Origin of the sequence: Microvirga puerhi (assembly GCF_020089865.1) — a bacterium.
In the GTDB taxonomy this organism is placed as follows: domain Bacteria; phylum Pseudomonadota; class Alphaproteobacteria; order Rhizobiales; family Beijerinckiaceae; genus Microvirga; species Microvirga puerhi.
Window position 1 is genome coordinate 304,622 of sequence record NZ_JAIRBM010000002.1, and the last position, 13,878, is coordinate 318,499.

Annotated in this window: 8 protein-coding genes; 6 read left to right on the forward strand and 2 right to left on the reverse strand. The window is 62.8% G+C overall.

Features of this window, described 5'->3' with window-relative positions:
• Positions 1–60 precede the first annotated feature (60 nt).
• The 3 genes from K9B37_RS03785 to K9B37_RS03795 all read left to right on the forward strand — a co-directional run bounded on the left by K9B37_RS03785 (position 61) and on the right by K9B37_RS03795 (position 6,213).
• Positions 61–3,609, forward strand: coding sequence for a hypothetical protein (locus K9B37_RS03785; protein WP_224311456.1), 3,549 nt, complete (start codon positions 61–63; stop codon positions 3,607–3,609).
• A 172-nt stretch (positions 3,610–3,781) separates the two neighbouring features.
• Complete coding sequence (locus K9B37_RS03790; RefSeq protein ID WP_224311457.1) at positions 3,782–5,230, forward strand: YcjX family GTP-binding protein; 1,449 nt, start codon at positions 3,782–3,784, stop codon at positions 5,228–5,230.
• Positions 5,227–6,213, forward strand: a complete 987-nt coding sequence (locus K9B37_RS03795) for a YcjF family protein (RefSeq protein WP_224311458.1) — start codon at positions 5,227–5,229, stop codon at positions 6,211–6,213. Before K9B37_RS03790 ends, K9B37_RS03795 begins: the two co-directional genes overlap by 4 nt.
• Positions 6,214–6,236: 23 nt before the next feature.
• Here K9B37_RS03795 and K9B37_RS03800 read toward each other — a convergent pair whose 3' ends face one another.
• Positions 6,237–9,038 (reverse strand): autotransporter outer membrane beta-barrel domain-containing protein, encoded by a 2,802-nt coding sequence (locus K9B37_RS03800; RefSeq protein WP_224311459.1) that lies wholly within the window; start codon positions 9,036–9,038, stop codon positions 6,237–6,239.
• A 312-nt stretch (positions 9,039–9,350) separates the two neighbouring features.
• On the opposite strand from K9B37_RS03800, the gene K9B37_RS03805 reads away from it, so the two are divergent.
• From K9B37_RS03805 to dksA, 3 genes are all read left to right on the forward strand, one after another.
• Positions 9,351–10,724: an MBOAT family O-acyltransferase gene (locus K9B37_RS03805; RefSeq protein ID WP_224311460.1), complete on the forward strand. Its 1,374-nt coding sequence runs from the start codon at positions 9,351–9,353 to the stop codon at positions 10,722–10,724.
• Positions 10,699–11,736 carry a hypothetical protein gene (locus K9B37_RS03810; RefSeq protein ID WP_224311461.1) on the forward strand — a complete coding sequence of 346 codons (1,038 nt, stop codon included), beginning with the start codon at positions 10,699–10,701 and terminating at the stop codon, positions 11,734–11,736. The genes K9B37_RS03805 and K9B37_RS03810 overlap by 26 nt, the downstream gene beginning before the upstream one ends.
• 171 nt (positions 11,737–11,907) lie before the next feature.
• Positions 11,908–12,327, forward strand: a complete 420-nt coding sequence (gene dksA / locus K9B37_RS03815) for an RNA polymerase-binding protein DksA (RefSeq protein ID WP_224311462.1) — start codon at positions 11,908–11,910, stop codon at positions 12,325–12,327.
• Positions 12,328–12,390: 63 nt separating this feature from the next.
• Here dksA and K9B37_RS03820 read toward each other — a convergent pair whose 3' ends face one another.
• A complete protein-coding gene (locus tag K9B37_RS03820) occupies positions 12,391–13,656 on the reverse strand; it encodes a hypothetical protein (protein WP_224311463.1) in 1,266 nt (421 codons plus the stop codon).
• Positions 13,657–13,878: the final 222 nt, after the last annotated feature.

Below are 13,878 nucleotides of genomic sequence, written 5' to 3' on the forward strand. Positions count from 1 at the left end.
TATATAGATTGACTTGATTTCCTAAACCTATTCCGCAATCCGGCCCGATTGGATCCTCCCATGCCCCTGACCCTCAATCTGCAATCCTTCCGCGTCTTGACGGAGCAGGATCTGATCACCCGCATATCCACGGCGGCCGATGGAACGGCCGGGAACGGTGATAGCGCGGCGCCCTCCTTAAGCCGGGATGGCCGCTACGTAGCGTTTCAAAGCAGTGCGTCGAATCTCGTCTCGGGTGACACCAATGGGATCGACGATGTCTTCCGCAAGGATCTCCTCACCGGGGCAATCGTTCGAGTCTCGACAGCCGCAAACGGCGAGGAGGCCAACGATAGCAGCAGCAATGCCCGCATCAGCGCCGACGGCCGCTATGTGGTGTTCATGAGCGACGCGACGAATCTCACTTCGAACGACACGAACAACAGCACGGATGTTTTCCGGAAGGATCTGGTTACGGGGCAGATCGTTTGCATCTCCGCCAACGCTCAGGGCAGCGTCGGTGACGGCGGCAGCGGGTACGCACAGATCAGCGCCGATGGCCGCTTCGTGGTGTTCGAAAGCGACGCGTCGAACCTGGTCGCCGGAGACACCAACAATATGACGGATATCTTCCGTCGCGACCTCGTGACCGGTGAGATCGTCCGGGTTTCGGTTTCGGCCGCCGGAGATCAATTGGACAGTGACAGCTCCACTGCCCAGGTGAGCGCGGATGGTCGATTCATCCTGTTCGAAAGCGCGGAGGCGAACGGGATCTACCAAGTCTACGTGAAGGATATGGCGACGGGCTCGCTGACCGCCGTCTCGACCGCATCCGATGGTGCAGTCGGCGATAAGTGGAGCGCCAGTGCGCAATTGAGCGCCAACGGTCGCTATGTGGTCTTCGAAAGCTACGCTACCAATCTGGTGGCGGGAGATACGAACGGCGTCACGGATATCTTCCGCAAGGACCTCTTGACGGGCGATATCGTCCGCGTTTCCACCGCCGCGGACGGAGCGCAGGCAAAAGCCAGCAGTTATGGCGCGTCGATCAGCGCCGACGGCCGCTATGTGACGTTTTCAAGCAACGCCGATAATCTCGTCGCGAGCGACACTAATGGGGTCGGTGACGTCTTCCGCAAGGATCTCGTGACGGGAGAAATCATTCGCCTCTCCACCACGGCGCATCCGGCGCAAGGGCACGAACAGGCCAATGCGAGCAGCCTATCGCCTGCTTTAAGCGCGGACGGTCGATATCTTATGTTTCAGAGCGAGGCGGACAATCTCGTTCCGGGAGATGGCCACTCATTCACGCAAGTCTTCGTGAAAGATCTGGAAAGCGGAGCCTTCGTCGAGATTTCGTCTGACGAGAATGGCGTGGTAGGAAATCTCCCGTCTGCAGCGGGCGGCATCAGCACCGATGGGCACTTCGCCATCTTCGCGAGTGGTGCTGAAAACCTCGTGGCTGGCGATACCAATAATGCAGGCGATATTTTCCGCAAGGATCTCACGACAGGTGCCATTATCCGTGTCTCGGAGGCTGCAGACGGATCCCAGGCCAACGGCCATAGCGATGCCGCCTATGCGAGTGCCGATGGACGCTACGTGGTCTTCCAAAGCCTTGCCAACAATCTGGTCGCCGGTGACACCAATCAGAAGTCGGATGTGTTCTGGAAGGACTTGCAGACCGGGGAGCTCCAACGCGTTTCGGTGTCGAACAGCGGTGTCGAAGGAAATGACGCAAGCTTGACGGCGGATATCAGCCAGGATGGGCAGACTGTGATATTTACGAGTTCGGCCAACAATCTCGTGCCGAACGATACCAACGGACAAACAGACATCTTCGCGAAGAACATGGCGACCGGAGCGTTGACACGGCTCTCTATGACCGGAAGCGGACTGGAGGCCAATGGATCCAGCAGCGGTGTTCATCTTGCGGCCGACGGCAAGCATCTCGTCTTTCAGAGTTTCGCGACGAATTACGTGTCAGGGGATACCAACGGTGCAAACGACATCTTCGTAAAGGACCTCACGGACGGCACCGTCGTTCGCGCCTCCACGTCAACGACAGGCGTACAGGCGAATGCCAATAGCGGCGGCTGCCAGATCAGCGCCGATGGTCGCTATGTGGTGTTTTGGAGCAATGCGAACAATCTGGTGGCAGGTGATACGAACGGCATCGCGGATATCTTCCGAAAGGACCTTGCCACCGGCGAGTTGCTTCGAGTCTCGACCGCCAGTGACGGCACTCAGGCAAATGGCTTTAGCGGGAATGTGGAGATCAGCGCCGACGGCCGCTATGTGATCTTCGAAAGCGATGCCACCAATCTGGTGCCCGGCGACACGAACAACGCGACCGATCTTTTCCGGAAAGACCTCGTCACCGGCGAGCTCGTGCGCCTGACCGAGACCAATACGAATGCGCAAGGAAACGAGCAGGGGAACCGGCCCAGCGGCAATGCCTGGATGTCGATCGACGGAAGCGCTACGGTTTTCGAAAGCAATGCCAACAATCTCGTAACCGGCGATACGAACGGTGCGTACGACATTTTCCTTATGGATTCTGCCATTGCTGACAGGCAGGCTGTGATTGAGGGACGTTTTGCCGACCTGCGGTTCGGTGTCGGAGCGGCTTCCTCCGTCAGCATCGCCTGGGGAGATGGTGCGAGTGAAACTCTGATTCCGGGGGACGGCCAGGTCCATGCTCGCCATATCTACGCCGCGACAGGCCAGAAGGCTGCGGTCGTGAGCGTTCATGAAGGCAGCCAGGTCTGGGCCGTGCCCTACAAGCTGGATATGGCGGCCGGCACTGCAGCTCGCGACACTGCCCTGATGGACACTCTCTCCGGCGGGTCAGGTGCCGATACGCTGGCAGGAGATCAGTACAACAACATCCTGGTCGGCGGTGCAGGCGACGACATCCTCTCCGGCGGCGGAGGCATCGACACTGCGATGTTCGCCGGGTCAAAGGCGTCCTATACGGTAGTCAAGAACACCAATGGCAGCGTGACGGTCTCGGGGCCGGACGGCACGGACGTGCTGCTGAGCGTCGCCGTGGCTCGTTTCGACGATGGAACGGTCGATCTGACCGCGCTTGCTCCGTCCGTTGATGCTTCCGCGCCGCTGACCCTCCGCGGCACGTCCCGCGCCGACCGTCTGAGCGGTCTCGATGGGGACGATAAAATCTACGGCCTTGCCGGGAACGATGTGTTGCGCGGCAATGGCGGCAACGACCGGCTTTATGGCGGCGCCGGCAAGGATGTGCTTTACGGTGGCGCCGGCCAGGACACCTTCGTCTTCAACACAAGCCTCAACAAGAAGACCAACCTCGACAAGATCGCCGACTTTTCGGTCAAGGACGATACGCTCTGGCTCGACAATGCCCTGTTTAAGGCCAACAAGAGCTTTTATGCGGCGATCAAGAAGGGCACGGAAGCCAAGCCTTTGGCGCTCAAGAGTGCCTTCTTCAAGGTGGCGGATGCGGCCAAGGACAGCAACGATTACCTGATCTACAACAAGAAGACCGGGGTGCTGTCGTATGATCCGGACGGATCGGGGGAGAAGGCGGCGATTGCCATCGCCACCTTGAGCAAGAACCTCAAGCTCACCTATCACGACCTCTTCATCATCTGAGGAAGGGGGACGCGCCCACATTTCTCCTAACAGGAGGTGCGGGTAGGGGCGCGGCCGGGGTGGGATACCCATTTCCGTGATCGCGATTGCACCGGAAAAGATCCCTCGATGCTTTGCAAACCGGTATGGCGGGCCCATGTGATGAGGGTCCAAAGCAAAGGTCGGGACCCTCGTGTCAGTGCTTACCAACATCGCTTCCCGGGCCGGATCCGCGGCGCAGTCGCTCTGGGAGGCCTCGGGGCAGCTCGTACAGCCGTCCCTGCGCCTCGGCGTCACGGGGCTTGCCCGGTCGGGCAAGACGGTCTTCACCACCGCGCTGGTGCATCATCTCACCCGTGGAACGAGCCTTCCCGCCTTCAGGGCCTCCGCCGAGGGCCGCATCCGGCGAGCGCATCTGGCCCATCAGCCTGACGATACGATTCCACGTTTTCCTTTCGAGGATCACATGGCGGCGCTGACTGATGAGCGCCGCTGGCCGCAATCGACCAACCGTATCAGCGAGTTGCGCGTCGATGTGGAGTACGAACGCAAGTCCGGCTGGCGCTCGGGGCCTGCGTCGCTGACCCTCGACATCGTCGACTATCCCGGCGAATGGCTGCTCGACCTCGCGCTTCTCGATGCCGATTATGCACAATGGTCGCGCCAGACCGTGGAGGCGAGCCGCCGCCGTGATCGTTCCGCCATTGCAGCGCCATGGCACGCGGCGCTCGCGGAGTTCGGTCCGGACGATAAGGCGGACGAGATGCTGGCTGCCAGGGCCAGCGACGCCTTCAAGGCTTATCTTCTGGCGCTGCGTTCAAGCGAGGAGGCTGTCGCCACGACGCCACCGGGCCGCTTCCTGATGCCGGGCGATCTTGCGGGATCGCCCGCGCTGACCTTCGCGCCTCTCGATCTGAAGCCCGGGCAGGTGATCGCACCGGGAAGCTTCGCGGCTTTGATGGAGCGCCGCTTCGAAGCCTACAAATCTCATGTGGTGAAGCCCTTCTTCCGCGACCATTTCCAGCGCATCGACCGCCAGATCGTCCTCGTCGACGTGCTCGCGGCTATCGATGCCGGTCCGGTGGCGCTGGCGGAACTCGAGGACGCTCTCGATCAGGTGCTGATGGCCTTTCGGGTCGGCCGCAACACCCTGCTGTCCCGCCTGTTCTCACCGCGGGCCGACCGGGTGCTCTTTGCAGCGACGAAGGCGGATCATATCCATCATACGGACCATGACAGGCTCGATGCGATCCTGCGCCTTCTCGTCAACCGCGCCGCGCGGCGCACGGAGGCAGCGGGCGCACGGGTCGGAACAGTCGCTCTGGCCTCGGTCAGGGCCACACGCGAGACGACTGTTCGGGAAGGGCGTGATACCCTGCGCGCCGTTGCGGGCGTACCGGAAGCGGGCGAGCGGGTCGGCAACGAGATCTTCGACGGGGAGACCGAGGCTGCCATTTTCCCGGGAGAACTGCCGGAGACGCCTGAAGCCGTCTTCCAGGGAGCGGTGCCTCCTGGTTCCTTGCGCTTTCCCCGATTCCGGCCGCCGAAAGTGCCGATCGATGCGGCCGGACGGATGGGGAAGATGCCTCACATCCGCCTGGACCGTGCCCTCGAATTCCTGCTGGGAGACCGCTTCGCATGAGCCGCCAGCCTCGCGCCTTCCGTCTCGACGATCCTAATGTGGCCAGCGGTTCCGTCGTGGTGACGGATGAGCCTTTCGATGCCATCGAGGCGGCGGATGCCATTGTCGTTCCCATGGCCGAGAAGCGGCGCGCCCCGTGGCTCGGCGTCCTGATCTCGGCCCTGTCCGGATTGCTGGTGCTCGGCCTCGGCCTCGCTGTCGAGAAGCTGATCGTCGATCTATATGCCGTGGCGCCCTGGCTTGGCTGGGTCGCCTTGGCATTGACCGCCCTGGCGGTCCTTGCCTTCCTGGCGCTGATCGGCCGGGAGGTGAGGGGGATCTGGCGCGAGCAAGCCATTGAACGCCTGCGTGCGGCTGCCGTCGATGCCCTGGCGGTGAAGGACCACAAGGGCGCCAAGGCCATCGTGTCGGAACTTCTCAACCTCTACGGCTCCCGGGCGAGCGCCGTCCCTGGCAGCGCGCGGCTCATGAACGCAATGGAAGAGATCATCGATGCCGACGACCGTCTCGCCATGGCGGAGCGCGAGCTTCTCGCGCCACTCGACGCCCAGGCCAAGCGTGCCATCGCAGGCGCCGCGAAGCAGGTCTCCCTGGTGACGGCGGTGAGCCCGCGCGCCATCGTTGACGTAGCTTTCGTGATCTTCGCGGCGGTCCGTCTGCTACGGACGCTGGCACGGATCTATGGCGGACGGCCTGGATTCTTCGGGTTTCTGCGACTCGCTAAGGCGGCCTTCAATCACCTCGCCGTCACCGGCGGTATGGCCGTGGGCGACAGCGTCCTGCAGCAGGTCCTCGGGCTCGGGCTCGCGGCCCGGATCTCTGCAAAGCTCGGGGAGGGCGTGCTGAACGGCCTTATGACCGCACGCTTCGGTCTGGCGGCCCTCTCCGTCTGCCGCCCGCTGCCCTTCATCAAGGAGGAGGCGCCGAAGATCGGTGACGTCGCCGGCGAGCTGGTAAGCCGCACGGAGGCGGCGGCGTCCTAAGCACCGCCGGCGACGCTGATTCTTCACCGCGTTTCGAATGTCCAGGTGAAGTTGCCTTTGAGGCTGTGCTCCTGCGCCCGCTGACCAATCTGGCCGGCGTAGTTCACCCCCAAGCTGATCGCCTCGGACGCCTGCCAGGCCAAGCCCGCCTCGGCAATGAGCGCATCGCGGTCGACCGGTACCCCGGAGACCGCAAACGGCAGCGCCCCGCCGGCAAACGCCAGCAGCGCTTGCGGTTCGACATCGCCATAGGCATGCCGCCAGCCGACAAGCCCTTTCAGCATCAGCGGCACCTCTGCCGACAGCCGCGCCTCGGCTCTGAGGCCCAGTGTCGTGGTGCCGAGATCGTACGTGCGGCCATAGCCAGTCAGGGCAGCAGCCCCGCCCTGTTCCTGGAACCGCTCGGTGGACAGCCGCAGCACGGAGGCTCCGGCAAACGGCTCCAGTGCGATCTGGCCCAGTCCCAAGCGATAGCCGACCTCGCCGAAGCCCTGCAGGGTGCTGCCGTCATAGGAGGTGCGGGTGGCATCCGCATAAGCCGGGAAGCTGATCGTGCGGCTAACATCAAAGTCATGGCGGGTATACACTGCACCCAGGCGCAGGGTCAGCGCGCCCCAGCGGCCGGAGCCGTAGAGTGCGCCGAAGATGCTGTCCGTCGAGCCCGACGACAGCCTGGCATCGACATCGAAGGAGGTCGAGAGATAACCACCGGCCAGGCCAAGCCGAATACCATCGGCGACTAAGGCATCGGCACCGAGAACAAAGCCGCCGGTGGTCGCATCAAGCGCTGCGGCATTGCCGTTGGTGCGGGTCTGGCTCCACGATCCAAAACCTTCACCCCATAAGGCATAGCGCGGTGCAACGGGCACCGGTGCGACGGCGACCGGGGCTACGGCCTGACCGGGGCGATCGGCGGCAAATGCCGCGGCATAGGCGCCTTGGGCCAAGAGCGGCAGGGACGCGCCGAGCAGAGGCTGGCGCAGCCGGTTGAGCAGAGCATTCTGGATCAGCTGCGCCTGGGCATAGCCGGTGGTGACCGCCGAGGCATGGGCTTCACCGGAGAGGGCATCGAAGGCTTGGCGGGCATCCTGCACGCTCGTGCTGGTCACGAGCGCTTTGTAGATCGGATTGGATGGGCCGAGCGCAGCGATGGCATCTGCGACCGCATCATCCGTCGCGTCGCCTGCAACGCCGTCGAGGGGACGGTTGTTGCGCACGAAGGTGACGTTGATCAGGTCCGACTGATAGGCGAGGTTCGGATCGAGGAACAGGAAGTTCGACGTGACGTGCGCAAAGCGCCCGCTGATGCCGTAATCGGATGTGAGCACCGTGTAGCTGCTCGTCAGATCCACGCTGGTCGCGCTGCCATTGAGGGCCAGCGTTCCGTCGAGATAGGTCGCTCCCTGGACAGCGAGGCGGTCCGAGGCGTTGCCGAAGACCCGGATCGCAAGCGTTCCGCCAGCCAGTTGCTGATAATTGCCGGCAATCGTCAGGGTCCCGAGACCAGAGGTCTGACCGGGCGCGACCGTGCCGGCGCTGTTCACCACCCAGTCCGTTCCGATTGTTCCGGAGCCGGCGAGGACGCCGCCCTGGACAAAAACGTTTTGCGCATTGAGACGGCCGTCGACCTGCAAGGTGCCGCTGAAGACCGACGTGTCGAGGATCGTCGTGAGAACGTGCTGGCTCGGGATGTTGAGGCTGGCCTTCGCGTTCTCGACGCTCAGGCTGTCGACCGTCGGATTCATGTCCACGGTGATAGCCGAGGCTGCGCTCAGCGAGACGTCGTAGTAGCGCCCGACTTCGCCATATCCGGCAAAGGAGCCGTCCTGGTTGTTCGGGGTTTCACTGCGGCCCAGCGTATCCGACCATGCGTTCGGATTGCTCCAGTTGAACGTTCCGGCCTTTGCAGCCGTCCACCGGAGCGGATTATTCTGCATGATCCAGGCATAGTAATCCTGCACCGGGGTCCAGTTGTCGACTGCGCCGTAGCCGCTTCCGCCGCCAATGACGGTGCCGATCTGGACGAGACCGTTCTCGGTGACGAGAAAGAGCGGGCCGCCGCTGTCGCCGGGGCCGGGCTGGCCCTGAAGAGCGGGGACCGGAACGCCCTGCGCATCCAGATTGAATTGATCGGGAGAATCGGGGGAGGCAGCGATCCTGAATTGCGCAGCAATGGACCGCGGATTGCCTGGCTCCGTGGGCTCGTACCCTCCGATATTCGTATAGGCAATGCGTCGCTTGCCGTCGCCGTTGGTATCCGGCGCCGTACCGGTGCCAGAGGCGCCGTACCCTGAAATGAGGACAAGCGATCCGATCGCCGGGAGTGGGTCGCCCGGCTTGATAAGGGTGACAGGCGTGACGCCCGTCACGGGAGCGCTGAGCGACAGAAGGGCGATGTCGTTGCTGCCGTAACCATCGGCAGGATACTCACGGTGCGCGTAGACACCGCTCAGCAATCTGTCGTTGCCGGTGTGGACAGAGGCGTCGCTGCCGAATCGGACTTGGAATTGTGAGACCGCGGGAGTTGTGAAGACCTGCGCCGTGTCTTCGTCGATGAGACAGTGTGAGGCCGTGAGGACCGTGCGGCTGTTGATCAGGGTTCCCGTACACCAGTTCCCGAGGGTCGGGCTGTAGACGGAAACGACATTGGGCAAGGTGTTCCCGCGATCCCAATAATTGAGAATGCCTCCCGCTGCCGAAGCGTCAGGATCGTTGAGGTTGACTGCAAGGCTTGGAGCGGTCAGCGCAAGAAGAGATGCGCCGGATAGCGCAAGAAACGTCAACGAGTATCCATGAAGCTTCATTGCTCTGACGTAACGTTTCATTGCCCCTCCGATCATTCAGAAACTTGCAGATTCGAATCGTGGGGTTGGATTTCGCAGAGAAGGACTGTTTTCCGCAAGGTAAGTATTTTAAATTGCGGTGACCATACACAGGCGCGGAGTTCAAATCAGCGTCACTCGGCCTTTATTGGTCTGGAAATACGTCCCGATACTTTGGGAGTGGATCTGCGGCCGTCGAGGTGCGCGGATGCGACATCCCCTCCGCAAGTTGACGTGAGGCGCACATTCCCGCACAAGGGCGCGCCTTCTGGCGCACAAGGAGCGGGGCGCGCCGTCTGACCCATTCATATCGCGATGCTCTTTAATTCGTTCGTCTTTCTCTTTGCCTTCCTGCCGGTCGCGCTGCTGACGCATTGGCTCGTCGAGCGCTTCCGGCCGGACTGGCGGCTGCCCGCGCTGCTGCTGCTGTCGCTGTTCTTCTACGGCTACTGGGACTGGCGCTTCGCGCCGCTGCTGATCGGCTCAATCCTGGTCAACTGGCTGATCGCCCGCGCCTTCATCCGCTCCGGCCGCGACGTCCTGATCCCGCTTGCCATCGCCGCCAACCTGATCGTCCTGGCGATCTTCAAGTATTTCAACTTCTTCGCCGATGTCGCCGCCCTGATCCCGGGGGTGACGCCGCCGCATTACGACATCGCGCTGCCGCTCGGCATCTCGTTCTTCACCTTCCACCACATCATGTACCTGACCGATCTGAAGGCCGGCAAAGCGCCGCGCTTCGATCTGGTGCGCTATGGCCTCTACATCGCGTTCTTTCCGCAGGTGCTGGCCGGGCCGCTGGTGCGGTGGAGCGAGATCATGCACCAGTTCGAGGAGCGCCCCTATGCGCGCCCGGATGCAGCGGAGCGCTTTGCCCGCGGCCTGATGCTGCTGGTCATCGGCCTCGCCAAGAAAGTCTTCTTCGGCGACCAGCTCGCTGAATACGCCAACCCTGTTTATCAGGCCGCGACCGCCGGCCACGCGATCAGCATGGGCGAGGCCTGGCAGGCGGCGCTCGGCTTCACCTTCCAGGTCTATTTCGACTTCTCCGGCTATACCGACATGGCGCTGGGTCTGGCGCTTCTGTTCGGCATCGTGCTGCCGCAGAACTTCGATTCGCCCTATCGGGCGGTGTCGCTGCAGGATTTCTGGCGGCGCTGGCACATGACCCTGTCGCGTTTCCTGCGCGATTATCTCTACATCGCCATGGGCGGCAGCCGCAAAGGACTGGCCGTGCAGATCGGCGCGCTCACCGCCACTATGACCCTCGGCGGCCTCTGGCACGGCGCCGGCTGGACCTATCTCGTTTGGGGCCTTCTCCATGGGGTGGGCCTCGGAGCCAACACGCTCTGGCGTAAGGCGGGATATTCCATGCCGAAGCTCCTCGGCTGGTTCTTCATGTTCAGCTTCTTCGTCCTGAGCATCATCGTGTTCCGGGCGCAGAGCTTCGAAGCGACCTGGCGGATCTATGAGGCGATGCTCGGCCTTGGGAGTGGCGATGCTCCTATGAAATGGCGGGCGATCGTGTTCGGCGCCGCCTTCGCCTTCATCGGCCCGACGGCCTGGACGCTGGTCCACAAGCTGCCGCCCCGGCGCTGGATCGCGCTCGCCTTCGCGCTCCTCTTCGTGATCGTATTGTTCAAGATCGGCGACGACGTGAACTATGAATTCATCTACTTCCAGTTCTGAAGCTTCGTCCGAAGCAGCCTGGCGGCGCTTTGCGGTCTTCCTCGTCGCCATGACGATCCTGACCGTGGTCGGGATCATTGCGGCCGCCTATGTGATCGATCCGTACGATACGGGACGCTCGCGGCTCTTCGCCCGCGACGGGGTGCGGCCTCAGGGGCCGCGCACCGCGAATGCCAGCCGCGGACGCGATCCGTCTTTCGATGCCGCCATCTTCGGAAATTCCCAGATCCAGCTCCTGTCGCCGGAGCGGCTCAATCAGCGGACCGGGTTCAATTTCCTGCAGCTGGCCGTTCCGGCCACCGGCCCGAAAGAACACTTCGTCCTGATGGACTGGTTCCTGAAGCATCGCGCAGGACCGGTGAAGGCTCTGGTGGTCGATTCCGACGAGACCTGGTGCATCTCCGACCCAGCCATGCCGAACTTCCGGCCGTTCCCGTTCTGGCTCTATGCGGCGAATCCCCTGGAATACGCCAAGGGGTTGATGCGCTACGACATCCTGGAGGAAATGCCGCGTCGTCTCGGCTACGTGTTCGGCAAGAAGCCGGAGCGCGCCCGACCGGACGGCTATTGGGACTATGAGCCGAACTATCTCAACCTCGGCTATGACACCCGGCCGGAAGTTCGTGCGCGGCTCGAGAAACCCTATTACGCCAGCGAGCCGACCTTCCCTAGCGATCCGAAGGCTGATCAGCGCACGTTTCCCGTGGCCGGCAAGCTGAAGGAGTTTGCGGATTCCCTGCCGCAGGAGACGGCTCTGGTCGTCGTTCATCCCCCCCGCTACAAGAATTACCTTCCGCCTGTAGGCACCGAGGAGGGGTATCAGGACCAAGCCTGCAAGGCGGCCATGAAGGCCGCACTCGCCGGGCATCCCCGGAGCGCCGTGGTCGATTGGCGAATCGACCGGCCTGAAAACCGCAATCCGGATTACTTTTTCGACCTGAGCCATTACCGGCAGCCCCTCGCCATGGCGGTCGAGGCGGATATTGCCAAGGCTCTTCAGGGCATGCGCTGATGCAGAAGGGGTGCTCGGACGAAGCTTTTCCGGCACTTTCCCTTCCGTTGCCTCGGTATTCGATCCTCACCTGCGGCGTCTTAGACAAATCGATGACGTTCTTGCGCGTTGTCGCGGGCCTCGCTTGACGATATAGGGGCGCCACAGTTCATCGGGGATACAAGGCCCACAATGACAAACATCGTAATCGATGAGGGTTATCGTCCGACTGAGGACGAGCCCTTTATGAATGAACGACAGCGGGAATATTTCAGACGTAAGCTTATTCGGTGGAAGGGAGAGATCCTCAAGGAGGCGCAGGAAACCCTGGCCGCTCTCCAGAGTGAAAACGAGAACCACCCGGATCTCGCGGATCGTGCCTCCTCCGAGACGGACCGGGCCATCGAGCTGCGGGCCCGGGATCGGCAGAGGAAGCTGATTTCCAAGATCGATGCCGCTCTCTCTCGGATCGACGACGGGACCTACGGCTTTTGTGAGGAGACCGGTGATCCGATCTCGCTCAAGCGCCTGGAAGCCCGACCTATCGCGACCCTGTCGCTGGAGGCGCAGGAGCGCCACGAGCGCAACGAGCGGGTTTATCGGGACGATTGATCCCACGAAAAAGGGCTCCGGTGACGGAGCCCTTCTTGTTTGTGTTGCTGCTTTTCGGCGCCATCAGCCCTTATTGCCAGGGTCTCGCGGGCGTCCCAAGAGGCGGGCGAACTCGGCCTCGATCTCTTCGACGGAGAAGGGATCGCTGGCCTTCTGCGGCTGCGCAGGTGCAGGGGCCGCGGCTGCCGGTGCAGGGGGCGGCGAGGTCGGCTGAGGAGCAGCGGCCGCAGGTCGCGCGGGCTCGGGGGGCTGCTGCGGCTTTTCGAATGCCGGTGTTGGCTCGCCACGATCGTTGGAGGGCGTCGGGACCAGAAGCTCATCCTCGTCCAGATCGACCTCTGGCCGATGATCGGCCTCAGAAGCTTCCTCTTCCTCATCCACCTCGGCGGTGACGATCGGTGCCGGCGGCGTCGCTGGTACGGGCTGAGGCGGGGGAACCGGTTGGGCGGGCCGCTTCAAGGCCTCTTCCAGCTGCTTCGCCATATCCGAGAGAATGGCGGCGTCGGGTGTCCTGGTGTCCGTCGCGGCATCCTGAGGCGGCCGAACAACCTCGGGAGGAAGGACCGGCGCTGCCGTGGGCGGAGCAGGCGGGGTGGGGGTCGGACGAGACTGGAACGGCATCGGCGGCGGAGCCGGTCGCGGCTCCGGGCGCAGTTCCGGGATGACGGTGGGCGCCGGAGGCTGCGGCGTCGCCGGAGCCCGGAGGAAGCTCGGTCCCTGCGGCTGCAGTGGCTGTGCTTGAGGCTTGAGGGACTCTACGACCGGAGTTGCTGTCACGGTCACATGGTCGGGCTTGAGCATGGGCTCGGGCCGCGCAGGAGCTGACGCAGTGACGGAGGCGACGGGGGCAAGCTCCTGATCGATATCGGATTCCTCCGATGGGCGTCGGATGAACGCGCCGAGCTGGGCGGCGAGCTGGGTCTCGATGGTAGGGCGGCCCGCCTCGACCTGCGGACGCGAAGGCTGTTCGAGCGACGGCTCGAAACGCTCGGGTCCCGTATCGGCGGATGGTGCCGGAATCCGGGCGCCGGCGACGCGCACGATATTGGTTTCGATCACTACGTCGTTGAGGCCGCCGATGAGCAGCAGATGTTCCACATTGTCCCGCCGGAGCAGGACGAGCTGTCGCTGCCGATCGAGGTCGTAGATGTCGACGACGCCGAGGCGAGGCTGGCGGCTGCGGCCCCGGTCATGGCCGGGGAGCATGAGGCGTCCGCCCGTCAGTTTGCGAAGAACAAGTCCGAAGAGCGCCACCAGCACGAGAATGATCGCGAATGCGATGACATACTGGGCGGCCCGGGACGCTTCGATACCTAAAAGAGATGACACGATGAACTCTCAAGCGATGTGGAGACCTAGAGTCAGGCCCTGTTCTCGACGCTGTTTGTACCACATCGGGCATCAAAGCGAGCGGCAAGGTTAACAGATGGTTAACAAGGCCAGCCTCAAGTGTGGGGCATAGGAGGTGAAATTGCTCCTCGTCCTCAGAAACTCTTGCCAAGGCCTTCTTTGTAAAGGCAGATGTGGTTCCGTGCGTGCAAAGCTCAAGTC